Source organism: Amycolatopsis pretoriensis (genome assembly GCF_900107925.1).
Classification (GTDB): domain Bacteria; phylum Actinomycetota; class Actinomycetes; order Mycobacteriales; family Pseudonocardiaceae; genus Amycolatopsis; species Amycolatopsis pretoriensis.
This window is the reverse complement of the sequence record NZ_FNUJ01000013.1, coordinates 210,992-234,038: the sequence shown is the minus strand read 5'-3', so window position 1 is coordinate 234,038 and position 23,047 is coordinate 210,992. Positions and strand designations below refer to the sequence as shown.

The 23,047-nt window shown below is 70.3% G+C and carries 18 protein-coding genes, 2 tRNA genes and 1 pseudogene; 4 read left to right on the top strand and 17 right to left on the bottom strand.

Going from position 1 to position 23,047, the window contains the following annotated elements; genetic code table 11:
* Genes BLV96_RS43255 through BLV96_RS43240 form a run of 4 tightly spaced genes read right to left on the bottom strand, consistent with a single transcriptional unit; the run spans position 1 to position 8,936 of the window.
* A complete protein-coding gene (locus BLV96_RS43255; protein WP_086678209.1) occupies positions 1–2,829 on the bottom strand; it encodes a pPIWI_RE module domain-containing protein in 2,829 nt (942 codons plus the stop codon).
* Between the two features lie 2 nt (positions 2,830–2,831).
* Positions 2,832–6,317 carry a pPIWI_RE_Z domain-containing protein gene (locus BLV96_RS43250; protein ID WP_086678208.1) on the bottom strand — a complete coding sequence of 1,162 codons (3,486 nt, stop codon included), beginning with the start codon at positions 6,315–6,317 and terminating at the stop codon, positions 2,832–2,834.
* Positions 6,310–7,392: a pPIWI_RE_Y domain-containing protein gene (locus BLV96_RS43245; protein WP_086678207.1), complete on the bottom strand. Its 1,083-nt coding sequence runs from the start codon at positions 7,390–7,392 to the stop codon at positions 6,310–6,312. The genes BLV96_RS43250 and BLV96_RS43245 overlap by 8 nt, the downstream gene beginning before the upstream one ends.
* Entirely contained in the window at positions 7,392–8,936 is a 1,545-nt protein-coding gene (locus tag BLV96_RS43240; protein ID WP_208608486.1) for a PD-(D/E)XK nuclease family protein, read from the bottom strand. Before BLV96_RS43240 ends, BLV96_RS43245 begins: the two co-directional genes overlap by 1 nt.
* Before the next feature lie 131 nt (positions 8,937–9,067).
* Between BLV96_RS43240 and BLV96_RS43235 the strand changes: the two genes are divergently transcribed.
* On the top strand, positions 9,068–10,261 hold the full coding sequence (locus tag BLV96_RS43235; RefSeq protein ID WP_208608485.1) for a serine/threonine protein kinase: 1,194 nt from the start codon (positions 9,068–9,070) through the stop codon (positions 10,259–10,261).
* 105 nt (positions 10,262–10,366) lie between these two features.
* Here BLV96_RS43235 and BLV96_RS50120 read toward each other — a convergent pair whose 3' ends face one another.
* The 7 genes and pseudogenes from BLV96_RS50120 to BLV96_RS43205 form a co-directional block, all read right to left on the bottom strand.
* Entirely contained in the window at positions 10,367–10,507 is a 141-nt protein-coding gene (locus tag BLV96_RS50120; RefSeq protein ID WP_158104169.1) for a hypothetical protein, read from the bottom strand.
* 173 nt (positions 10,508–10,680) lie between these two features.
* Positions 10,681–11,511, bottom strand: a complete 831-nt coding sequence (locus tag BLV96_RS43230) for a hypothetical protein (RefSeq protein WP_086678205.1) — start codon at positions 11,509–11,511, stop codon at positions 10,681–10,683.
* A gap of 153 nt (positions 11,512–11,664) precedes the next feature.
* Positions 11,665–11,940 (bottom strand): hypothetical protein, encoded by a 276-nt coding sequence (locus tag BLV96_RS43225; RefSeq protein ID WP_086678204.1) that lies wholly within the window; start codon positions 11,938–11,940, stop codon positions 11,665–11,667.
* A gap of 15 nt (positions 11,941–11,955) precedes the next feature.
* The gene (locus BLV96_RS49460; RefSeq protein WP_143051114.1) at positions 11,956–12,147 is read right to left on the bottom strand and encodes an acyl carrier protein; all 192 of its coding nucleotides are present in this window, start codon (positions 12,145–12,147) and stop codon (positions 11,956–11,958) included.
* A 152-nt stretch (positions 12,148–12,299) separates the two neighbouring features.
* Positions 12,300–12,443, bottom strand: coding sequence for a hypothetical protein (locus BLV96_RS50115; RefSeq protein WP_158104168.1), 144 nt, complete (start codon positions 12,441–12,443; stop codon positions 12,300–12,302).
* Positions 12,440–12,819 (bottom strand): annotated as a pseudogene (locus BLV96_RS51070) (ketoreductase domain-containing protein). The gene BLV96_RS50115 and the pseudogene BLV96_RS51070 overlap by 4 nt, the downstream one beginning before the upstream one ends.
* A gap of 985 nt (positions 12,820–13,804) precedes the next feature.
* Positions 13,805–13,877: transfer RNA gene (locus BLV96_RS43205), tRNA-Lys, on the bottom strand.
* Positions 13,878–14,043: 166 nt separating this feature from the next.
* Here BLV96_RS43205 and BLV96_RS43200 point away from each other — a divergent pair.
* The gene (locus tag BLV96_RS43200; RefSeq protein WP_208608484.1) at positions 14,044–15,228 is read left to right on the top strand and encodes an Ig-like domain-containing protein; all 1,185 of its coding nucleotides are present in this window, start codon (positions 14,044–14,046) and stop codon (positions 15,226–15,228) included.
* On the opposite strand, the gene proP is transcribed toward BLV96_RS43200, so the two are convergent.
* The 3 genes from proP to orn all read right to left on the bottom strand — a co-directional run bounded on the left by proP (position 15,225) and on the right by orn (position 17,507).
* Positions 15,225–16,649, bottom strand: coding sequence for a glycine betaine/L-proline transporter ProP (proP, locus tag BLV96_RS43195; protein ID WP_086678202.1), 1,425 nt, complete (start codon positions 16,647–16,649; stop codon positions 15,225–15,227). The genes BLV96_RS43200 and proP overlap by 4 nt on opposite strands.
* Positions 16,650–16,745: 96 nt before the next feature.
* Positions 16,746–16,821, bottom strand: a tRNA-His gene (locus tag BLV96_RS43190).
* Between the two features lie 77 nt (positions 16,822–16,898).
* The gene (orn, locus tag BLV96_RS43185; RefSeq protein ID WP_086678201.1) at positions 16,899–17,507 is read right to left on the bottom strand and encodes an oligoribonuclease; all 609 of its coding nucleotides are present in this window, start codon (positions 17,505–17,507) and stop codon (positions 16,899–16,901) included.
* Positions 17,508–17,610: 103 nt separating this feature from the next.
* On the opposite strand from orn, the gene BLV96_RS43180 reads away from it, so the two are divergent.
* Together BLV96_RS43180 and BLV96_RS43175 are read left to right on the top strand one after the other, a co-directional pair.
* Complete coding sequence (locus tag BLV96_RS43180) at positions 17,611–19,149, top strand: helicase HerA-like domain-containing protein (protein WP_086678200.1); 1,539 nt, start codon at positions 17,611–17,613, stop codon at positions 19,147–19,149.
* 67 nt (positions 19,150–19,216) lie between these two features.
* Positions 19,217–19,594, top strand: a complete 378-nt coding sequence (locus BLV96_RS43175) for a DUF3224 domain-containing protein (RefSeq protein WP_086678199.1) — start codon at positions 19,217–19,219, stop codon at positions 19,592–19,594.
* A 115-nt stretch (positions 19,595–19,709) separates the two neighbouring features.
* On the opposite strand, the gene BLV96_RS43170 is transcribed toward BLV96_RS43175, so the two are convergent.
* The 3 genes from BLV96_RS43170 to BLV96_RS43160 form a co-directional block, all read right to left on the bottom strand.
* Positions 19,710–20,768: a S1C family serine protease gene (locus BLV96_RS43170; protein WP_086678198.1), complete on the bottom strand. Its 1,059-nt coding sequence runs from the start codon at positions 20,766–20,768 to the stop codon at positions 19,710–19,712.
* A gap of 98 nt (positions 20,769–20,866) precedes the next feature.
* Positions 20,867–22,189 carry a M20 family metallopeptidase gene (locus BLV96_RS43165; protein WP_086678197.1) on the bottom strand — a complete coding sequence of 441 codons (1,323 nt, stop codon included), beginning with the start codon at positions 22,187–22,189 and terminating at the stop codon, positions 20,867–20,869.
* A 39-nt stretch (positions 22,190–22,228) separates the two neighbouring features.
* Positions 22,229–22,981, bottom strand: a complete 753-nt coding sequence (locus BLV96_RS43160; protein ID WP_086678196.1) for a class I SAM-dependent methyltransferase — start codon at positions 22,979–22,981, stop codon at positions 22,229–22,231.
* Positions 22,982–23,047 lie beyond the last annotated feature (66 nt).

Genomic DNA, 23,047 nt, shown 5'->3' with positions numbered 1-23,047 from the left:
TCAGCTTCCGCTGTGCTCCTCCGGTTCGTCGTCCTCGTCGGCATCGCGCATCGGCAGGATGTACTCCTGGGCCTTCCGGGCCAGGTGCAGGGGCAGCGGCCTGCCGAGCGCGTCGCGATAGTCGGGCGCCTGCCTCAGCTGGTGCACTGCCATCGCCAGCGCCCGCGGTTCGTCGCCGGCACCGGGGTGACAGGCGAGCACCGCGATTTCGGCGAGCCCGGGATTCCACGCGGGCCGGTCGACGTCGATCGTCGATTCGCCGGCCCGCTTGCCCTTGCGGAGCTCGCGAGGCTGTAGCTTGTGCGCCTCCACCGCCGACCGTTGCGCGGTGGAGGCCTTTGGGGTGGTGCTGTAAAAGACCCGGCCGTCCGCTGGCTCGGGGACTTCCCACAGGTTGGCAGGCAGCCCGTTCACGCCGTCACCTTCCGCCAGACCCCACCACTGCGGGGTCTCCCGTCGATCGCCGGTACGCACCCGGACCAGCCGCAGCCAGGGATTCGGCCGCCCGGCGGGAGCGACGCCCGTGCGGATGAGGTCCCGGTGCACCTCCCCGTCCTGGACCCAGGTCCAGTGCTGCCGGATGTTCTGCGCGTCGGCCAGGAGAACGGTCGGCTTGCCCCGGACCTCGGCCGAGGACAGCGCCCGGTGCAGAAACTCCTCCGTGGCGGCCTGCTGTTCGTCGCGGGTGCGCGGCCAGTCGAATCCCGATTCGTCACTCTCACCGAGGTCGGCGAGGTCGTGCTCGGAGACCGCGGCGAGCGCGGGCAGCCGGGCCAGGTAACGCGGGTAGGCGATCCACGCCCCCAGACCTTCGAGCGCCTCGCCGTCCCAGGCCACGACCTCGCCCGCAGCATCGGCACCCGGGCGCACCAAAACGGCGACCGGGAACTTGCCCTTGGCCGACCGGGCCGTCGCACCACGGGCTTTCGTCGCCATCCAGACGGCGAGGTACTGGACGTCGTCGGGCAGGCCGATGGGGATGTCCGTGCGAGGGACCACGGTCGCGCCCAGCTGCCGCAGCGCGTCCACCCAGGACGACTCGGCCGCATCGGGCAGCTTCTTCTCCGCGCGCGAGGAAGAAGGCGTCGTGATGAACTGGGTGACGACCCCGCTGTCGGCCGCGCCCAGCCGCAACGCGAACTTGGGATCGTTCCGGCCGCGGAAGACCGTGCGTCCGTGGATCTCGACCAGCGCGACCGACGGAACCGCCGTGTCGGCGCCGTTCTTGGCGAGGAACTCGGCCAGGTCGGCCCGGCGCTTGGCCAGCGCCCGGGCCGCGCGGTCCGCCCGGTCCCGGGCCGGTTCCCACGGCACGCCCAGGCTGTCCGTCAGTCCGTTGTCCAGGCGCAGGCAGCTCAGTGTCACCGCCAGCTCCGGGGTCCGCCAGCGGAGCACCACGGGTTCCCCGCGGCCACTGCGCTCGTGGGCCTCGGTGCTCACCTCGCCGGCGCCACCGTCGCCCTCGAGGCCGAGCACCTCGGTGAGTGCGACGATCGCCTCGTCGCGGGTCTGCTCGGTACGCCAGAGCAGCCGCGCGGTGAACTCCGGCGTACCGGACCAATCCGCGTACAGCCCGGCCAACGAGGCACGCCTGGAGTGGTGGAGCGCCACCTTGGCGGCGGCCGTCCTGACCTCGGAGCCGCCCAGCCGGACGTTGGCGGGCTTGTTCACGGTCAGGGCCGATCGGACGAGATCGGGGACCCGGGCCAGCCCCGGCAGAGCGGCTTCGGCCCACTCGACCAGGCGAGACCGCTCGTGGGACATGAAGCCGGCGCCCACGCCGTGCTTGCCCATCGGCGTGCTGTACGCGATCAGCGCGTCGACGCCGCGTTCCCCGGTGAACCAGCGCTCGGGTTCGCCGAGCAGGTCCGCCGGCTCCGGAAACGCCCTGGCGGCACCCGCGAGCTTCGCCATGAGCCGGGCGGGACCGCCGTGCCGCCACGTGGGCTCGTCTCCTCGGCGAGTCACGTACGCCACGCTGTAGCGGTCGCTGACGGGAACGCCGGGCAGCCAGGCGGTGACCGGACGCAGGTAGACGGCACTGTCGCGGCGGTGGCCCAGCCGCACCAGTCCGCTGTCCGGGGCGGGGTGGGTGGCCCAGCGGCGTACCCCGAAGTGCAGGTGCACCCGCGGCCGCGAGTGGAACGGCACGGTGTGGAGGGTGACGGCGACCGTGACCGAGAACCACCACCGGCCGTGGTCGTCGTCGTGGAAGAGCGGCTGGGACATCAGCTCCGCACCCTGCTGACGCGCTCGGCGCGCGACGGGCCGGAAGTGCAGCACCTGGCCACCGGAGTCGTACGGCCCCGCTTCCTGGATCCGGCGGGCGAAGTGCTGCGTCGTCAGCAGGTACTGGTTGCTCGTCGGCCGTGCGGTTCCGCCGCCGCTGACGTCGCACCGCGCCAGTGACACCTCCTGGCGCCACCAGGTGGGGGCGTGGTCGTCCAACGCCTCGCACACCCGGCTCGCCTCTTCCGGATGCTCCCGGCCGATGTCCTCGATCCAGAACTCCAGCAGGCGCTGCAGGATCGGCACCGGCAGTGGCTCACGTCCATCGGCCGGGCAGTACAGCCACGTCCGCGGACCTTCGCCGGCCGCGACCTGCCGGGGCAGCACGCCGAGACGCACGTCCAACGCCTGGAGCAGGGAGTCCAGCCGGTAGGTCGGCGGTGCCTGCAGCCGGTTCCGGTCCGTCCGGCCGAGGTTGGCGAGGTCGAGCACCCGGGTGGCGAGAGCTTCGGGGAACTCTAGGGTGTGGAAGCCGGCTGTGAGGTCGTCATCGGCCGGCTCGTAGGCGGCCCGGCGGATCGTCGTGTAGCGCGGCGCCATGGTCAGGTCCTCCGGGAGCCGGGGGCGTCCAGCGCGATGGGCTCGGCTTCGTCGAGCATCCGGCACAACGCCCGGTAGACGGGTTCGTAGAGCAGTTCCGCGAGCCGGGCGTCCGCGGGGGCGACCGGCTCGTCGTCCGGCCGCGGGGCGAAGTACGGGCGCAGGGCGTCCCGGATGCCGTGGAGCAGGCTGGACCGGGCGCTGTCGCGTTTTCTGCGCCGAGGGCGCTGCGAAGCGTTCGGCGACTGTGCTTCGGCTGCCGCCGGTGCGAACTTCGCGTCGACGAACACGACCCGGGCGGCGACCCCGCCCCGGACGAGCCTGCCGATCACCTGCCAGAGCACGACCAGCTGATCCCAGGCGAACGAGCGTCGTTCGTCGTCGCTCAGCACCGAGTACGCGTACTTGCGGATCAGCAGGCGGCCCCACTTGCTGCGGGCGAGCGCGCGGAACGCCCGGCCGGCGGCGTCGAGTGAGCCGTGGGCGGTGACCAGGTCGGCGAACGACGCCGGCACGGTGTCCTCGGTGTCTTCGGAGGTCGGCAGGCCGCGCGTGTAGCGGCTTTCCCAGTCGTTGATGGCGAGCACGGACAGCCCGATGTCGGTGGGCACCGGGTGCGGCCGGGTCAGCAACAGCGCCACGCCGAGCGCCGCGTCGTTGTCCCGGTTCAGGATGTTGTACCCGCGTTCGATGGCCAGCATCGGCGCGACGAGGACCCGGGCCATCGCGTCGGTGGCGAACAGGCCCGCGTTGCCACGCCGGACGGTTCCGGCCAGGTTGTCGGTCCCGTCGGCGAGGGCTGCGTCGAGGTCCTCACTGTCCCGGACCAGTGCTTTGACGTGACCCCGCCAGCCGGGCATCTTGTTCAGCTGGTTCGCGACGTCGCGGGCATCCTGATAGTTCCCGACGAGGAGCAGTGCGCGCTGGCGGTTCGGGTCCCCGACGGCCCGGATCTCTTCCTCCAGCGGCGAAATTCCGCTCGGCCCCGGCTTGCCGAGCCGGTCGACGAGCGTGCGCAGCAGCGTCGGCCGGATCCGCGAGGACTGCCCGGACAGGCTGATGGGGTTTCCGCTCTCGTCGTGGAAGAACCGCATCGTGAAGACGGTCTCCCGGACCCGCTGCTCGGCCTCGTCCGACGGCCGCAGGACCGCGCCGACCGGCGTGACGACGTGCGCGCGCGTCGAGGTGCCGGCCCAGCTGGTGCCCGAAAGCAGCAGCACGTGCGGCCCGCCGCGGCCGGTCGAGGGGTCCGCTCCCAGCGAAGGCAGGGACAGCAGGAGCTCCCGGCCGACGCCGGTGCACCGGAAGAAGCGCAGGGTGCCGGTCACGCCGTCCCGCTCGCCCTCCCGCTCGTCGACGACGTACTGGAAGCCCAGAACGTTGCCCATCGGCGACTCGGGTACGAGCGGGAGGTAGTCCATCGGCGGCCGGCGCATCAGCTCGTTCTCGGTGGATTCCAGCCGCATCGCGTCCTCGACCAGCGGCCAGAGGCGGGTTAGCCGGTCCAGCCGGTGGTGCAGCGCCGAGAGCAGCAGGACGAACTCCAGCTTGCGCACGAGCGGGTCGTCCTCGGCGACTCGGCCCGGCTCGTCCGGGGTGCCGAGCACGCGGAGTTCGCCGACGACGGCGGCCAGCCGGCGCGCGACGGCCTTCCGGTTCAGGGTCTGCAGCAGATCCTGGGTCGTCCGGGTCAGCCGATCGGTCGGCGTTCCGTAGGGCCCGTTGTCCCCCAGCGGATCGTCCCGGAACTGGTCGAACACCGCTTCGGCAGCGGTCCGGGGGACTCCCGGCCCGTCCACCAGGGCTTCTTCGTCCTGCTCGTCGTCGGGCTCGGCGGCTCCGGTCCGGTACAGCTCGGTAAGCAGCTTCCCTTGCAACGTCCAGGAGTTGAAGTACTCGATACCCACCCAGTCCCGCAGCTTCTCGTCCGCGATCAGCATCGAATAGAGCTGGTTCGTGGCCCCGGTCACGACGGAGAGGGCCACCTCCCAGTTCCGCACGTTGCGGTCGGACAGCTGGAGCCGCCCCGCCCGCGAGAGCTCACGGATGTTGTGCGTGGACAGGGAGTCCAGCCAGGAGTGGGGCTCACGGGAGACGAGCGTGGCCGTCGGCGCGAACACCATGTCCAGGTTCATCATCACCCGGTCGGCCTCGTCGACGACGATGAGATCGCTGCGCAGGCAGGCCAGCTCGAGCTGGCGCAGCCGCACCCCGCCGAGCTGCCCGGGCACCGGGCTCGCCACCAGCGACGCCATGGTGGCGATCCACACGCGCGCGTCCACCTGGGCCCGCGCGTTCTCGTGCCGCGGGCACTCGTGCCACAGCGGACAGCTCCAGCGCTTCCGATCACCGGCCCGGCCACCGCCGGAGTACAGGTTCGAGCACGGGGCGTCGACCGCCCGCACCGGCGTGGCCGGCGCCCGCAGGGCATCGATCGGGCACGGGGTGCCGAGGTCGGCGAAGCCCTCGTCCTCGTGGTGGCCAGCCAGCCGCACGTGCCCGTTCGCAGCGAGCCGGCGGTGCAGCCCTTCGACGTGCTGCTCGCGGTTGGCCGATCCGATGATCGGCACCACCATCCGGTCACCGAGGAAGTGCCGTAGTTCCCGCGCGATCGCGAGCTGCTCGGCGACGTCCCCGACGACGAGCGTGATCCGCAGCGGTTCGTCCTGGCGCGCGGCCCAGACCGCGAGCACCTTCATGAGGGTGCTCTTGCCGACGCCGACGACCCCGACGGCGTGGAGGAGCCCGTCGAGCCGCAGCCGGTCACCGTCCACGAAGTCGTGCCCGTGGACGTCCCGGACGAGCAGCCGCGTCGACGCGATACTGGCTTGCCAGTTCGTACGCTCGCCCGCGACCGCGGAGGCGTCCATCCACGCCGCGGTTTCCCCGAGCGCCGCCCAGGTGATGTCCCGGGGCGCGCCGTTCGTCACCGTGCGGGTGACGAGATCGTGTCCCGGCAGGTCACGGGCCCGGTCCGCGATGTCGTCGGGGATCTCCACCTCGACGCGCTGGTCGCGGTCGAAGTAGAAGTGGGGGCCCGCGGCGGCCGGGGTGACCTCGGCGTCGACGAAGTCCGGGAGGGTGACCAGGGCCCGCTCATACACCGCGAACCGCTTCTCGAGGGAGGTCGTCCCGGTCCAAACGAACGACTTGAGGTCTTCCGCGATCCGGAAGGCGCACAGGTCGCCACGCACGTCCCGGTAGTCGCGCAGTGCCTCGAGCCAGGCTTCGGGTCGGCGCAGCGGCCAGAGGCGGTGCCGGACGCAGGTGATCATCCGGTTCCGGACCGGGTCACTCGCCAGGCCGCTCGCCTCGGCGAACGGGTATCCGCCCAGCAGCGGCCAGACCGACGTCGGCGGCTGGGTGTCGTCGAGCCGCGACAACAGGGTCAAGCCCAGCTCCACCGGGCAGAGTACGTCGAGGGGCAGAGTCTCGCCGGACCGGCTGACTTCCTCGGTGAGTTCGGCGTACCACTTCTTGCTACGCATCGCCGGTCACCTCGTGCCGGATCAGGTCGAGGAACCCGTCCTCGGAAAAGAGCATCGGCGAGTTCGCGTGCTCCTCGGCGACCCGCAGGTAGGCCGGGTCGGCGCCGGTCCGGTACCGGGCCACGACCCAGCACACGGCGTCGGTGCCGGAACCGCCCACCGACGCGGCGATCGCCCGGCCAAGCAGGGCGGGGTTGTGCCAGTCGACGATCTTCACCGTGCGGGCTCGCCCCTCGGGCACGGTCACCCGCAGCTCACCCGGACCGGTGAGCGGCCAGCACTCGACAGCCGCCCCGGACTGCTCCAGCGCGGTGGCGAAGTGCCGGACCACCCGCCCGGGACCGGCGACGAACTGTCGGTGCCGGCGATCTCCCTGCACTTTCACCTGGTCTTCGTGATCCCAGCGCTCGCCCGGCACCACGACCCCCGCGGCCCGGCACTCGTCCCGTTCGCACCACCAGGCGTTTTCCCCGGTTGCCAGCAACGGACCACCGCAGCCGGCGCACGCGTGGATCTCGCCACCCACGTCGTAACCGGGACCGATCGGCACGAAGAACTCGCCCAGGAAGTCGTCCAGTGGGCCGATCCTGGCGCCGAATCGCACCTCGTTGTACCGGTCGTTGCCGAGGACCTGGTACGTGGTCAGCAGATCTCGCATCGCGCGGTACGTCGAAGCCCGGTTGCGTTCGGAGGCGAACGCCGCCATCGCCGCCATTCGGCGGGACACCTCCAGAAACGGATTCGGGACTTCCGCGCAGAGCGCGATCTCGTGGCAGAGCGCGGTCGGTGCGCCCGAGTCTTCGTCGAGCAGCAGGTCGTCCGGGGAGTAGCCGGCGGCGGGAAGCACCAGGGGCCAGGCGCCCAGCGGGCGTTCGTAGCCCCAGCGGACCAGGCCGGGCACGGACGACGACGGGTGCGCGCCCCGGCGCAGGCAGTGCAGGGCCAGCCGGTCCAGGACACCCTGGACCGGCGCCGGATAGGGCATCCGGAAGGCGGTCAGGTCACGCAGTTCTTCGAGGGTCAGCAGCGCGCTCGCGACCGCGCCGAGCAGTTGCTCGTCCTCGTCACCGGCCATCACGGGGCGGGCCGCCGGACCGTGGCGAGGTACTCGGCACCGGCTGTGCACCATCGGCGTACCTCGCACTCCGCGCAGTCGCGGCCCGGAGCCGGCGCGCAAGCCGTGTCACGCAGCAGCGGGCCCACCAGCTCGCCGATGACTTCCCGGGCCTCGGCCAGGACCACCGGGGCCCCGGGGTCCAGCTCTTCGAGGGCACATCCGTCGGCTCGGAGGTGTTCAAGCTCGATCCGGGGTGCGACGGCCGTGCGCTTCGCAGCGCCGGCGGACAGGATCAGGACCGCCAGCGCCAGCTGAGGGAACTGTCGCAGCAATGGCCGGTCGCGCCGCACCCTGTGTCCCGACGTCTTGGTCTCCCGCCACACCCAGCCGCCGGCCCGCCGGTAGAGCAGGTCGGGTGTGCCGCCGAAAACCACGTCCAGCCGGGAGTCGCGCGCGACGACGAACCGGTGGCGCTCGGCCCGCACCTCGTCGACGTCCGGGAACGGGCAGAGCGTCGTGTGCTGGGCCAGCATCGCCCGCGCGGTCCGCCGGTCCTCCGCCGGGAGCGCGGCGAGCTCCTCGCCCACCGGATCGCCGGGACGGCAGCGGCGCGGGCGGCCGGTGTGCCGGTCCCGCAAGGTCGCGTCCACCGCGCGGCCGATCATGACCGGCGGGCTCTCGGCGAGCCCGGTGTCGCGGAGGTGCAGTTGCCGGCGCAGGTGATAGCGCGCCGGGCAGTCGCGGTGGTACCGCAGATCGGTGACCGAGACGGTCCGCCGCGGCCCGGGTACCGCCGCGACTCCGGGAAGGAGGTCGGCTGCGGGAAGTGTCGCACAGGAAGGGCTTTCGATGCAGGAAGCGCAGTCGCGGCCCGGGTGCCGCGCGGTCCCGTCGACGATTTCGAGGAGCCTCGGGGCGACGGTCTCCCCGGCCTGTGCGCGGATCTGTTCGGACGTCCATTCCCGCACCGGACCGGCGATCGGGGACGTGGCCCCGAACAGGACTACCCGCACCCGGTCCGCGATTTCCGAGCTGCCGAACGCGGCGACGTGGGCGGCCGCCGCCGTGACGATTCCGGGCTTCGCCGCCGGTGCGGTCAGGCCCAGCAGCCAGATTTCCCGGTGGGTGCCGTCTTCGGACCGGTACCGGCGCCCCCAGCAGGTCTGGTCGTACCGGTGCACGCCGCGGTGGTCCACCGGGTCCTGCTCGTGCGAGATCGTCCACGGCGCCCGGACCGGGACGGGGCACGGGCCGTCGACGGTGTCCTGGTGGGCCCGCCATGCGGCGCGGTAGTTCCGGAACGCTTCGATCGACCACCGGAGCAGCCCGTCGTGCGCCGGCGGCCGGTCGCGTCCGAATATTCCCCGGGTCCGGACCAGCTCTTCGACGACGTCGTCGTCGGTCCGGCCGTCGAATTCGGCGCGGTCCACGGCGGCCATGAGCGGGCCCAGGGTGAAGTCGGTCAGGGCCGTCGCCGCCTGACGAACCGTGTGCTGCCGCACCTTGCGCGCCAGCGCCCGAGGGCAGCCCGTGGAGCCGATGTCGGTCGGGCTGACGCGCACAATCTGTCCAGTATTTGGCACGTCTCCCGTTTCCCCTCCCGTTTCGAAATCGCGGCCGCGGCGAATCTTAATCGCGGGAAGAACCGAGAGGCGGCGGGGGGCGCAATAACCCGTGGGATAGCCTTCGCGCCGTGACGAGTACGACGGACGGAACGGGTGCCGCGCTGATGCCCGGCGCGGTTCTCGGCCAGCGGTTCCAGGTGGAGCGGCCGGCGGGCGAAGGCGGAATGGGGCTGGCTTTCCTCGCACTCGACCTCGAGTCCCGCAAGCGCGTGATCGTCAAGGTCCCGCAGCTGCCGGTGACGGCCGAGCTGGACCCCGAGGCCCGGCGCCGGGTCATGGGGAGGTTCGCCCGGGAGGGGCGGCTCCTGGGCAAGCTCGAGCACCGGAACATCCCCGCGGTGGTCTGCGTGGGAGAGCACGGTTCCGTCCCGTACCTGGTGATGACCTACATCCACGGATCGAAGCTGGGCCAGTACCGCCAGGCTGTCGTACCTCGACCGGCCGAGTTCGCGGCGATCGGCACGTCCGTGGCGGACGCGCTGTCCGCCTGTCACGCCCAGGAAATCGTGCACCGCGACCTCAAGCCCGACAACCTGCTGGTCGGCGAGAACGGCGCGGTCTACGTGATCGACTTCGGGATCGCGTTGCCCCGCAACACCGACACCTCGCGGTACACGAGGAACTTCGTCGGGACCGACGCCTACGCGGCGCCGGAGCGATTCCGGGGTGGCGAGCTGGTCACGCAGTCCGACCTGTACAGCCTGGGGTGCGTGTTCTACTACTTGCTCTCCGACCGGCCTCCGTTCGTCGGGGATGGTGGAAAAACATTGGAGAAACAGCACCTGGAGGACCGGCCGGAGCCGCCGTCGCGGTTCGCTGTCGGCGTCCTTCCGGAGTTCGAGGAGCTCACCCTCGCGCTGCTGGAGAAGAACGTCGAGGACCGGCCCGGTATCGCGGAGCTGCTGGCGGTCCTGCGGCCGCATCTTCCGGTGCTCGGTGCGCCCGAGCCCAATCCTGTGTCTCGGCCTGACGTGACGATCCCGTACCGCACCCCGGCCGCCGTCCGCCCGCCAGAAGCGCCGGCCCGGGTCCGCCCGGCTTCCGTCCGGCCGTTCCGCGCTCGGCGGCGAGGCGACTTCCTGACCGAAGCCGAGATCACGGAAACCCTGCGCCTGGCCGCCGCCGAGCACGAGAAGGGCAACAGCGAAGCCGCGGCCCGTACGGTGACCGACTTGCACCACCGGGCGATCGAGACCTTCGGGGCGGGCAACCCTAAGCTGGAGCCGATCGAACAAGCCTGGGTGCGGATCGAGCGTCGCTGAAGCGGGCGGCATCCGCGGACCACCCATCTCTCGATCACGGCTAATCGACGCGCTAACAACGCCCTGCCCGCGTGCTCGGCACGCGGGCAGGGCGTTGTTAGCCGGTCAGAAGAACCGGCCGAACTCGTCCCACAGCCAGTCGAGCTTGTTCCACAGATCGCCGAGCAGATCCTTCAGCCACTCGGCGATGATCCGCGCGAGGATGTTGCCGGCGATCTTCGCGACCACCGAACGCGGCCCGCTCACTTTCGGGCGAGGGTGAGGCCGAGGGCGAAGCGGCCGTCGTCGACCCGGGATACTGTTGTCGTGCTTGGCCACGGTGGCCCTCCTGGTGCCTGGACCCGCGGGACGGGTCGGTTTCTGAACTCAGCTGGTGCGCAGAAACCGGGCAGCACAGTTAAAAAGCCGGACGCGACGGACTACACTGCGCGCAGGTGCGGCACCGTCGGCAGGTCACCCTCGGCGGCGGCGACCTTCTCGAGTTCGGGCTTCTTCGCCGGCTTGGCGAAGTCGCCGATGAGGCGCCGCATCAGCCTGCGATCCAGGCCGTCGGCGGACAGGTCGTTCCGGACCTTGCGATACCGGGAGGCGAGCAGGCCGTGCGCTTCCAGCTCGCCGTAGCCGCGGTTAGCCGTGGAGGCCGAAATGCCGTACCACTTGGCCGCGTCCTCAGCCGGGAGCCAGAACTCGCGCTTCCCGTCCAGTGCGATCAGCAGCATCGCCAAGGCGGGGAGCGTGAGCTTGCGGTGCCAGTCGTGGGTCCAGTACGTGAGGGGGAGCTGCAGGTACGGGTCGTCGCCCTCGCCGGAGATCTCGGTGTACGGATCGCCGTTCCCCGATTCGTGTAGGGGGTAGACGACACTCTTTCGCCCGGCGCGCGACCGGGTGATCAGCTTGTCGTCCTCCAGCCGGCGCAGCGCCTTGGACACGAGGCCTTTGGCCGCGGTCGGCGTCTTGTCCTGCAGGTTGAGCGCCAGCACCCACACACCCGAGTCGAGCTGGACGTCCCACGGGTCGCTGCTGCCCAGCATCCGGGCGAACACGTAGGCGTTGAGCGCGGTGTGGTCGCTGTTGCGGACCAACTTGGCCAGCGGGCCGGGTCTCGCGAGGCGCCCGCGGCCGCCCTGCTGGACGAAGGCCTTGCGGATCGCGACATTCTTCTTGCGCTTGGACCGCCGGACGTACGCAGCCACGATCTCCTCGCGGCTGGCCGGTTGCTCATCGGGTTCGAACCCGTTGTCGTCGTGCATGGATCCATCATGCGCCGTGAGCGCGACTCTGTGGTTTCGGTGGACCCGGGTCGGTTGCTTCGAGAGACAGTGGTACTTGAGGACCTCGATCACCGCTACGAGGACCGCTACGAGAGCCTCGAACGCCGCTACTCCGGCTTGCCGCGAACCCCCTCATGAACGGGTTCCCGATCCGGGGATCATACCCTCCTCGAGAGATGACTTTCCGAGTTCGTCAGAGCAGTACCGATGATCATGGATCCACGTCGTTTCCACTACGGCTCCCGGGGCCGTCACGGCCATGCGGACCAGGTCGGCCGCGGTCATGCACGAGATGTCGGCCGCCGGGGCGGCCGGTTCCGGCACCTGGTCGGTGACCGCGCGACCCAGCTCGAGCAGCGCGTCCAGCAGGCCCGCCGCCCGCAGGCGGGCCACCGGGATCGCCCGCACCAGCTCGCTGGCCTCCTAGTACGGGTCCGCCGGGACGAGTTCGGCCGCCAGGAACCCGGCGAGTGCCGTCGGGGTCGGGTGGTCAAAGGCCAGCGTCGCCGGGATCCGCAGCCTGGTGGCCGCGTTGAGCCGGTTGCGCAGCCCACCGCCGTCAACGAGTCCAACCCAGCTCGCGGAACGAGCGGTCGAGGGCGACCTGGTTGCCACCGTCGTGCCCGAGCACGGCCGCAAACCTGCGCGCGTACGAGCGCGACCAGCTCTCTTGGCGCTCCGCCGCGGGCAACGCCGCCAGCCGGTCGGCCTGGAATTCCGTGGGGCCGGCCGGTCCCGCCGCGCGCCGTCGTGGGGCGCGGACCAGGTCACGCAGCAGGGGCGACCTCGCCCGAGCGGCGCAGGTCAGGCCGGGCCGGGACGAGCACCGGGCGGGAGGATCGCCACGACCGGTCGCACGACGCCAGCGCTTCCTCCGTGGCGAGGCTGGGGCCCAAAGCTGCGGTCGTCATCGCGCTGCGCTCCTTCCACAGTCCCAGTCGAGCGCCGTCGCAGGCAGCCCTCGTGCGTGCCGGTGCTGGGCCAAGGCGTCCAGGTACGCGTTGGCCGCCGCGTAGCTGACTTGCCCGGCGTTGCCGAACGTCGCCGCCGCCGACGAGAACAGCACGAACAACCGCAGGTCGAGGTGCTCGGTCAAGTGGTGCCGGTGCCGGCTACCGGCCACCTTGGGCTCGAGCACGGCGGCGAGCCGGCCGGCTCCAAGGCTTCCACGATGCCGTCGTCGAAGACGCCCGCCGCGTGGACGACACCGGCGAGCCGGTGCCAGCTCGTGACGCCTTCCACCGCCGCACCGAGCGTCTGCTCGTCGGCGACGTCGCAAGCCAGCACCGTGACTTCGGCCGGCAGCCCGGCCAGCTCCTCGGGTACGTCCGGTCGGGCCGGCGTCGTTGCACCGAATCAAGGAGTCGTTACGGGCCATCCTGCGGCCGTATGTCGACCAGGGCCTGCTGACGCACAACTTGGCGAAGCTTGTCCAGCTGCCGCGGGCGGTTCGGCCGACGCCGAAGCTGTGGACTCCGGAGCGGGTCGCGTTGTGGCGCCGCACTGGGAAGGTGCCGTATCCGGTGATGGTGTGGGACGGTGAGCAGACCGGACAGTTCCTGGACTTCGCGATCAACCACCCGCTCTATCCACTGTTCCACCTGATTGCCCACACGGGTCTGCGGCGGGGTGAGGCCTGCGGACAGCGCCGTTCGGACACTTATCTCGAGGCGGGGGGCATCAAGGTGGCCAACCAGATCGTTCAGCACGGCTGGGAGACGGGGCAGGGCGAGCCCAAGACTCCGTCCTCGGAGGGGCTCGTGCCGATCGACCCGAACACGGTCTTGATCCTTCGGGTTCACCTGGCCTTGCAGGATGCGGCCAAGGCCGAGTTCGGTGACGCCTGGCCCGATCATGATCTGATCTTCACCAGGTCGGACGGCGGCCCGCTACATCCCGCCGACGTGGCCGACGAGTTCGCTCGGCTGATCAAGCTGGCCGACTTGGCCCCCGATCACTCTGCACGGTCTCCGCCACGGCGCCGCGACGCTGGCCTTGGCGGCAGGGGTGGACATCAAGGTGATCCAGCACATGCTCCGGCACTCGTCGATCAAGGTCACGATGGACCTGTACACGAACGTCGGGAAGGAAGTTCTGGACGACGCGGCCCGCAAGCTGGCGGGTGCGATCCCGCGAAAACCGCTCGCCGACGCTCTCGGGCTCCCCTCGGGCTCGCAAGAGACCACAGTGGACAGTGAGCAAGTGGGCGAAAAGATTCCGGAAACCACAAACCCCCAGGTTGAAGAGATCTTCAACCTGGGGTGGTGGAGGGTGCGCCATCAGGGACTCGAACCCCGAACCCGCTGGTTAAGAGCCAGCTGCTCTGCCAATTGAGCTAATGGCGCCGGTGTCTGCCGGAGGTTTCCCTCGGCGACGTGGAAAAGATTAGCACCCGGTTCAGGCCCCCTTTCACGGGGGGGCCCCAACCCGGGTTCGGACGTTGCCGCACCGGGGTCCGGGCTGGTCGGGCACACTGTAGTCGGACATCGACGGCGAAACAGGCAGGTGCGCATGGCGACTTCGGGGGTGTGGCGGCTCGTGGCCGCGGGGGTGATCGGCCTCACGGTGGCCGGCTGCAGCAGTACTCCTTCGAGTGAACCGCCGGCGCCGACGTCGTCGCCGAGCAAAGCGCCCGCCCCCGTGAAGCCGGCCGCGCTCACCCTGACCCCCGCCAAGGATGCCAAGGACGTCGCGCCCGGGGAGCCCGTCAGCGTGACCGTTGCCGATGGGAAGGTCGGTGACGTGAAGCTGACCGGGACCGATGGCAAGGTCGTCGCCGGGAAAGCGCGTGCTGACGGCTCCGGGTGGGACTCCGCCGAGCCGCTCGGCTACAACAAGGCCTACAAGCTGACCGCGACCGCCACCGGCACCGACGGCAAGCCCGTGACGCAGGAGTCGTCGTTCACCACCGTCAAGCCCGCGCGCCAGGTCGGTGTCTCGGTGAACCTCGACGAGGGCGAGACCGTCGGCGTCGGGATGCCGCTGATCTTCACCTTCAGCGGGAACGTCGGGGACCGGGCCGCCGCCGAGAAGGCGCTCAAGGTCACCGCCGAGCCGGCCACCGAGGGCGCCTTCCGCTGGTCCGGTGACAAGCAGGTGACCTGGCGGCCGAAGGACTACTGGAAGAGCGGCACCAAGATCAAGGTCGACGCCGCCGTCTACGGCAAGGCGCTCGGCAAGGGCAGCTACGGCCGCGAGGACAAGACGATCACCGCCGCGGTCGGCGACAAGCTCGTCGCGGTCGCGGACGGCCAGACCCACCAGATGACGGTCACGATCAACGACAAGGAGGTCAAGACCATGCCGACCTCCATGGGCAAGCCCGGCCACAACACCCCGGCCGGCACCTACACCGTCATGAGCGAGCACAACGGCTACACCATGAACTCCGCCACCTACGGCGTCCCCGAGGACTCGCCCGGCGGGTACAGCACCTTCGTGCAGTACGCGGTGCGCCTGTCCTACAGCGGCATCTTCTACCACTCCGCGCCGTGGTCGGTGCGGCAGCAGGGCCGCAGCAACGTCAGCCACGGCTGCCTCAACCTTTCGACCGAGAACACGAAGTGGCTGATGGACACGTCCAAGAAGGGCGACGTCGTCACCGTCCAGAACAGCGGCGGCCCGAAGCTCGAGCCGACCGACGGCTGGAGCGTCTGGCAGCTGTCCTGGGACGAGTGGCGGACGGCGGCCAACTAGCCCGAGCCGCGCACCAGCTCCCGTGCCTCGGCTTCCGTCGCGACCGACGGGCCCGAGCCCCACAGCGGCTGGTTCGCCGTCTCGCGGCTGAAGTACACCGCGACGGCGCCGACCACGCCGGCCGCCATCAGGTACCAGGCCGGCCAGAAGTCGTGCTTGGTCGAGGAGATCAGTGCCTGCATCACCAGCGGCGTCGTGCCGCCGAAGAGCGACACCGAGACGTTGAACGCGATCGACAGCGCGCCGTAGCGGATGGCCGTCGGGAAGAGCGCCGGCAAGGCTGCGGGCATCGACACCTCGAAGCAGAGCAACAGCAGCCCGAGGCCCATCAGGCCGAGGAAGGTGAGGACGAGGCCGCCGTCGTGCACCAGCAGCATCAGCGGCCACGAGAAGACGACGAACCCGATGCAGCCTGCCATCATGACGGGTTTGCGGCCGACGAGGTCGGTGATCCGCCCGCCGACGAGGATGATCAGCATCATCACGACCATGACGACGATGATCAGCAGCAGGCCGTGGGTGGCGTCGAGGTGCAGCTGCTCGGACAGGTACGTCGGCATGTACGACAGCAGCATGTAGTCGGTGACGTTGAACACGAGCACCAGGCCGACGCAGATGAGCAGTGCGGGCCAGTACTCGGTGAACATCTTCCAGAACGGCTCGCCGGACCGGCCGCGCTTCTCCGCTTCTTCGGCGTGCTTCTGGAACGCGGGGGTCTCCTCGAGCTTCAGCCGCAGGTAGAGGCCGATGATCCCGAGCGGCCCGGCGACCAGGAACGGGATCCGCCAGCCCCAGTCGAGCAGCGTCTCGTGGGGGACCCACGCCTTCATCCCGGTGACGACGGACGCGCCGAGCACGTACCCGGACAGCGTCCCGAACTCGAGCCAGGACCCCATGAACCCGCGCCGTTTGTCGGGTGAGTACTCGGCGATGAAGGTCGTCGCGCCGCCGTATTCGCCGCCGGTGGAGAAGCCCTGCACCATGCGCGCGACGACGAGCAGGATCGGCGACCAGACGCCGATGCTCGAGTAGGACGGGATCAGTCCGATGCAGAGGGTCCCGATGGCCATCATGATCATCGTGACGGCGAGGACCTTCTGCCGGCCGATCCGGTCGCCGAGCGGTCCGAAGACCAGCCCGCCGAGCGGGCGCATGAGGAACGCGGCGGTGAAGGCCCCGAACGTCCCGATCAGCCGCACGCCGGGGGCGACGCTGGCCGGGAAGAAGACCTCGGCGATGGTGTCGGCGATGTAGGCGTAGACGCCGAAGTCGAACCATTCCATGGCGTTGCCGAGCGCCGCGGCCCCCACCGCGCGCTTGAGCAACGACCGGTCGACGACGGTGATGTCCTCGTACCGCAGTTTCTTCTTGCGCCTGAGCTTCGGTCCTGAACGTGCCACCAGAACACGGTGCACCGGCATTCGGCGGCTCGCACGCTGAGCCATCCGGTCGTGAGGGTTGCCACGGCCGGCGCAACGCAAAAACCCCAGCTCGGATCGAAGTCCGAACTGGGGTGATGGGGTGAGCGACGGGTTTCGAACCCGCGACCTCCTGGACCACAACCAGGTGCTCTACCAGCTGAGCTACGCCCACCATCGCCAAGGGGATCCGCCTGCGATCACCTTGCTGTCAGCAATCGTAGCGGGTGCCCTCAAGCGGATTGCAGGGGGTTACCTCTGGTGCTGTTCCTGCACTTCAGCGGCCGCCGCCTTGGCTTCGTCGCTGGTCGGCCCGGGCTGCGGGACGAACGCGACGCGCCGGTAGTAGTCGAGTTCGCCGATGGATTCGCGGATGTCGGCCAGCGCCCGGTGGGCGAGGCCCTTCTCCGGCTTGGCGTAGTAGATCCGCGGGTACCAGCGCCGGACGAGCTCCTTGACGGAGGAGACGTCGACCATCCGGTAGTGCAGGTGGGCGTCGAGGGCCGGCATGTCGCGGGCGATGAAGCCGCGGTCGGTGGCGATCGAGTTGCCGGCGAGCGGCGCGGTGCCCGACTCCGGGACGTGCTCGCGGATGTAGTCGAGGACGCGGCGTTCGGCTTCTTCGAGGGTCACGGTGGAGCGCCGGACCTCTTCGGTGAGGCCGGAGTGGGCGTGCATCTCGCGGACGACGTCCGGCATCCCGGCGAGTTTTTCCTCGTCGGCGTGGATGACGATGTCGACTCCGTCGCCGAGCACGTTCAGCTCCGCGTCGGTGACGAGGGCGGCGATTTCGATCAACGCTTCCTTGCCGAGGTCGAGCCCCGTCATTTCGCAGTCGATCCAGACTAGGCGGTCGGTCACCTGCTGACCCTAACCCGACACGGGGATAGGACGGGCGTTACCTGCGCGTACGGCGCGTTACGCTCCGAGGTGTGGTCCAGGACACACGATCGGGGAGCTGAGAGTGACCGAGCAAGGGTCGCCGGCGAGTGAGATCGCCGCCGGGTATGCGAGTGAGGGTGCCGCGCTGGAGCTGGGCGCGGTGGTGATCGACGGGCAGGCGGACGCCGCGGCCGCCGTGCGGCTGCCGTTGGCCACGCTGAACCGGCACGGCCTGGTGGCGGGCGCGACCGGAACGGGCAAGACGAAGACGTTGCAGCTGGTCGCGGAGCAGCTGTCGGCGGCCGGCGTGCCGGTGGTGCTCGCGGACGTCAAGGGCGACCTGTCCGGGCTGGCCGCGGCCGGCGAGCCGAACGACAAGGTCGCGAAGCGCTCTCAGGAGCTGGGCGACGACTGGTCCGGCACGGCGTTCCCCGTGCAGTTCCTGTCGCTGGGCACCGGCGGGAAGGGCTCGCCGATCCGCGCGACGATCACGAGCTTCGGGCCGGTGCTGCTCTCGAAGGTGCTCGGGCTGAACGAGACGCAGGAGTCGACGCTCGGGCTGATCTTCCACTGGGCCGACCAGCGCGGCCTCGCGCTGCTGGACACGAAGGACCTCCGGTCGGTGATCACGCACCTGACCAGCGACGAGGGCAAGGAAGACCTGAAGGGCATCGGCGGGGTCTCGGCCGCGACGGCCGGCGTGATCCTGCGCGCGCTGTCCAACCTCGAAGCCCAAGGCGGCGAGGACTTCTTCGGCGAGCCCGAGCTGGACGTCCACGACCTCATGCGGCAGACCGACGGCAAGGGCGTCGTCACACTGCTGGAGCTGGACAACCTGCAGTCGAAGCCGGCGTTGTTCTCGACGTTCCTGATGTGGCTGCTGGCCGAGCTGTTCGAGGAACTGCCCGAAGAAGGCGATCTCGACAAGCCGAAGCTGGTCTTCTTCTTCGACGAGGCCCACCTGCTCTTCAACGACGCGTCGAAGGCGTTCCTCGAACGCATCGAGCAGACCGTGAAGCTGATCCGGTCGAAGGGCGTCGGCGTGTTCTTCTGCACGCAGCTGCCCACGGACATCCCGAACAACGTGCTTTCGCAGCTCGGCGCGCGGATCCAGCACGCGCTGCGGGCGTTCACCCCGGACGACCAGGCGGCGCTGGCCAAGACCGTCAAGACCTACCCGAAGACGAAGTTCTACGAGCTCGACACGGCGTTGACGTCGCTGGGCATCGGCGAAGCGATCGTCACTGTGCTGTCGGAGCGGGGCGCGCCGACGCCCGTCGCCTGGACGCGGCTGCGAGCGCCGCGGTCGAAGATGGGCTCGATCGGCGACGAGGCCGTCGCCGCTTCGGTCACTTCGTCGGACCTGCACGCGAAGTACGCCGAGACGATCGACCGGGAGTCCGCATACGAGAAGCTGGTGGCCAAGGTCGCCGCCGCGCCCGCGCCTGGCCCGTCTCCGGACGCGCCTGCCCCGGCTCCGGCTCCGGCTCCCGGCAAGGACGAGCCGGGATTCATCGAGTCGGCGATGAAGAACCCGGCCGTGAAGTCGTTCATGCGGTCCGCGGCGAGCGCGCTGGGCCGGGAGATCACGCGCGGGCTGTTCGGGAACCGAAGGCGCTGACAAAACCTGACGCGAGCTGTCAGGTATGGCTGCCAAGCTGGCTCCACCATCGAGACAGGGGAAAGCCATGACCAGCACCGCGACCGCGTCGTTCGTCCTCGACAAGTGGGAGCCGCAGGCGACCGACGAGGCCGGCGGCACCGAGTTCGCCCGGGTGGCCATCGCCAAGACGTTCACCGGGGCGGTCGAGGGGACCAGCACCGTCGAGATGCTCACGGCGTCCAACGCGACTTCGCGCGCGTACGTCGCCTTCGAACGTCTCGCGGTCTCGGTCGACGGCCACAAGGGCGGTTTCGTCCTGCACCACACCGCCGACGACTCGGGCCTGACGCTCAAGATCCTCACCGGCTCGGGCTTCGGCGAGCTGACCGGCATCTCCGGCACGGCGAACATCGAGCTGGACGCCGAGCAGAACCACACGCTGGTCCTCAGCTACGACCTGTAGACAGCGCGAAGGCCGTTTCGAGAGCCCCCGATTGACTCTCGAAACGGCCTTCGCTCATTCCCCGCTCCCCGATAAGCGGGTGGACGGACCGCCCCGACCACGGCCCGTCCGCGTCCTAGTTGTTCACGATCTGGTCGACGATCTTCTTGGCGTCGTTGATCGGGATGGCGAAGCCGATCCCGACACTGCCCGCCGAGCCGTTGGCCGAGGCCGTCGGGCTGTAGAGGGCGGAGTTGATGCCGATGACGTTGCCCTGGGCGTCGACCAGTGCGCCGCCGGAGTTGCCCTGGTTGATCGAGGCGTCCGTCTGGATCGCGGTGTAGCTCGGCGAATCCTGGGACTGGTTCGACGTGCGGCTGAACGGCGACTGCTGTTGCTGCTGGCCCTCGCCGATGTCGGACAGGTTCCGGTTGAGCGCGCTGACGATGCCGGTGGTGACGGTGTTCTGCAGGCCACCCGGCGAGCCGATCGCGATCACCTGCTGGCCGACGACCAGCTTGCTCGAGTCGCCCAGCGTCGCCGCGCTCAGCCCGCTGGCGTTCTTCGCCTGGACCACGGCGATGTCCGCCTTGGTGTCCGCGCCGACCACGCCGGCCTGGTACTTCTTGCCGTCGGACGTCGTGATCACGACGTTCTGGGCGCCGTCGACGACGTGCGCGTTGGTCAGGATCCGGCCGTCCGAGGTGAGGATGACGCCGGAGCCGATGGCCTCGCCCTGGTCGGTGGTCACGTTGATCTGGACGACGCTGGGCGTCACCTTCGCCGCGACGCCGCTGACGTCGCCGGTGGCGGTCGAGTTGGCGACCGTCTGCCCGCTCGCGGCCGGCGTGCTCACCGACGTCGTCGCGCCGTCGGCCGAATTCGTGGTGAGCCCGACGATCGCGGCGCCGCCGACGCCCCCGACCAGCGCGGCGCCGAGGGCGGTCGCGCTGACGAACATCGCGACGCGGCCGCCCTTGCGCGGCTTGGTCTTCAGCGCCGTGGGCGCCTGACCCGCGGGCACCTGGCCCGTCGGCGGCTGCTGCGTGAAGAGAGGGTTCGGCGCGGCCTGGTGCTGGTAGCCGTAGTGCGGCGGCTGCGGCTGCTGCGCGTACGGCCCGTACTGCTGGGTGTTCTGGTGCGGCTGGTGCCCACCGGGTGAGGCGGGGCCGGGCCGACTCTCGTTCTCGGTCATGGGACCAGATTCGCGCCCGTGCTTGTGAACAGCCTGTGGAAATACCTCAGGCTTTGCTGAGAAGAATCAGCTGAGAAAACTCAGGTAATCCTCAGGCGTCAGGCGAAGAACGACGGTACGTCCAGGGCACCTCCCGCCGCCTCGAACTCGTCGTGCACCGCTTGCCGCAGCTCGGCGTCGCCGAGGTAGTCGGCGGCGGTCAGGGCCAGGCCCAGCGCCCCGTCGCGGACGCCCGCGTCGCCGGTCTCCGAACCGGCCGCGGCCGCGAACTCCTTGGTGTGCAACGCGACCGTCGGACCCGAGACCGCGAGCATCGGGTGCAGCGCCGGCATCCGGTACGACAGGTTGCCCAGGTCGGTCGAGCCGGTGAGCGACTCCGGCACGATGCCCGGCGGCAGCGGCTTGCGGCCGGTGCCGGCCTGGTTGACCGACCAGCGCCCGGCGAGCGCGGTGTTGAACCGGATCGGCAGGTAGGCGGCCTGGGCGTCCCAGATCAGCTCCACCCCGCAGCCGGTCATCGCCGCCGCGCCCTCCGCGATCGACGTCATGCGGGCGGCGAGGTCGCGCAGGGTGTCGGGGGATTGGGAGCGCAGGTAGAACAGCAGCGCCGCGCGCGCCGGGATGACGTTCGGCCGCGCGCCGCCGTCGCTGAAGACACCGTGGACGCGGTCGCTCTGCGGGAGTTGCTGGCGCAGCGCGGAAACGCCCTGGTAGGCCGCGACGGCGGCGTCGAGGGCGTTGCGGCCCATGAACGGCTGGGCGCTCGCGTGGGCGCCGACGCCGTGGAAGACCATCTCCAGCTGCCGGCGGCCGAGGAACGGGTGCAGCGCGATGTCGTGGCTGAACGGGTGCAGCATGATCACGGCGTCGACGTCGTCGAACACGCCGGCGCGGGCGAGGGTCTCCTTGCCGCCCCCGCCTTCTTCGGCCGGGGTGCCGATCAGGCTGACGCGCCCACCGAGCCGCTCGGCGACGGTCGCGGCGCCGAGGAAGCCGCCCGCGGCGGTGGTGCAGATGACGTTGTGGCCGCAGGCGTGGCCGAGCCCGGGCAGCGCGTCGTACTCGGCGAGGACGGCGATGTGCGGACCGTCTTGCTCCGGAGTGCTGACGCGCAACGCGGTGTCGAGCCCGCCGACGCCGACGGTCGCTTCGTGGCCGTGGCGCTTCAGGAGGTCCGCCAGGGCCTGTACCGAACGGTGCTCGGCGAAGCCTTCTTCGGGATGGGCGTGCAGATCTTGGCTCAACGCCACCAGATCGGGTGAACTGCGCTCGACCGCGGCGGTCACTTCGGCCCGCGTCGCCTCGTTCGCGCCGGTGTGTGGCGAGGACAGCGGTTCGGCGGCCGCGACGGCGTCGGCGGTGGCCTCGACCAGGGAACGCAGATAGCTGTCGTCGGGCGGGACGGGCTCGTGGTGGGTCATGGGGCGATGCTAACCGGCGGGACCGACAATCCGCGGCGCTCAGCTCAGCCGGCCCGCCACGATCTGCGTGACGCCCGCGTACCGCTCGGTGATCTCCGCGAAGCCGCGGGCGCGCAGGCTCGCCGCGATCTCGCCGCGGTCGAACATCCGCTGCCCGCTCAGGATCCCGCCGACGGACTCCGCGACTCGCGCGGGTTGCCAGCCGCGCCGGGCGCTGGTGAGCAAGACGATCCGGCCGCCGGGTTTCAGTACGCGCGCGAAGGAGTCCAATGCGGTCTCGGGCTCGGCGAACATGTGGAGGGCGGCGAAGCAGCAGACGGCGTCCACAGTGGACTCTTTCAGGGGGAGGTGCACGGCATCCGCGCGCAGGTAGGCGACTGAGTCCGGATTTGTTTGGGCAGCGGCCTTGCCGAGCATCGAGCGCGCGCCGTCGAGGCCGACGGCGAGCCCAGCCGGCCCGACGGCCGCGCCGAACGCGCGCGTGAACCGGCCGGTCCCGCAGGCGACGTCGAGCGCGGTGTCGCCCGGTCGCAGGGCGAGGAGCTTCGTCGCGAGCCGGACTTCGCCCGCCATGCTCGGGCCGAGCGGGCCCTTGAGCGCGCGGCCGAGGGCGGGGCGCCAGAGCCGTTCGTAGACCTGCGGGAGGAGGGTGGTGCGCATCAGGCGCTGCGTGAGGCCGGTCGCCGGGCCGGCCTGGGCGGCGGTGCCCAGCAGGTCGAGGTAGCCGTCTCCGGTCTTCGCGGGTGTGTCGAGCAGGGCTTCGAGTCGTTCGGTGGCGGTCTTCGTCGGCATTGCGCTCCTCTCGGATACCGGCAGTATGTCAAATCTGCCGCACTCGATCGAGTGAACAATGCGCGG

Excerpts from the sequence above, each read along its gene's own strand:
- BLV96_RS43175 (WP_086678199.1), top strand. The coding sequence starts at position 19,217 with ATGACCAGCACCGCGACCGCGTCGTTCGTCCTCGACAAGTGGGAGCCG.
- BLV96_RS43255 (WP_086678209.1), bottom strand. The coding sequence starts at position 2,829 with ATGGCGCCGCGCTACACGACGATCCGCCGGGCCGCCTACGAGCCGGCC.
- BLV96_RS50115 (WP_158104168.1), bottom strand. The coding sequence starts at position 12,443 with ATGACGACCGCAGCTTTGGGCCCCAGCCTCGCCACGGAGGAAGCGCTG.
- proP (WP_086678202.1), bottom strand. The coding sequence starts at position 16,649 with ATGCCGGTGCACCGTGTTCTGGTGGCACGTTCAGGACCGAAGCTCAGG.
- BLV96_RS43200 (WP_208608484.1), top strand. The coding sequence starts at position 14,044 with ATGGCGACTTCGGGGGTGTGGCGGCTCGTGGCCGCGGGGGTGATCGGC.
- BLV96_RS43250 (WP_086678208.1), bottom strand. The coding sequence starts at position 6,317 with ATGCGTAGCAAGAAGTGGTACGCCGAACTCACCGAGGAAGTCAGCCGG.
- BLV96_RS43230 (WP_086678205.1), bottom strand. The coding sequence starts at position 11,511 with ATGCACGACGACAACGGGTTCGAACCCGATGAGCAACCGGCCAGCCGC.
- BLV96_RS43170 (WP_086678198.1), bottom strand. The coding sequence starts at position 20,768 with ATGACCGAGAACGAGAGTCGGCCCGGCCCCGCCTCACCCGGTGGGCAC.
- BLV96_RS43160 (WP_086678196.1), bottom strand. The coding sequence starts at position 22,981 with ATGCCGACGAAGACCGCCACCGAACGACTCGAAGCCCTGCTCGACACA.
- BLV96_RS43165 (WP_086678197.1), bottom strand. The coding sequence starts at position 22,189 with ATGACCCACCACGAGCCCGTCCCGCCCGACGACAGCTATCTGCGTTCC.
- BLV96_RS43245 (WP_086678207.1), bottom strand. The coding sequence starts at position 7,392 with ATGGCCGGTGACGAGGACGAGCAACTGCTCGGCGCGGTCGCGAGCGCG.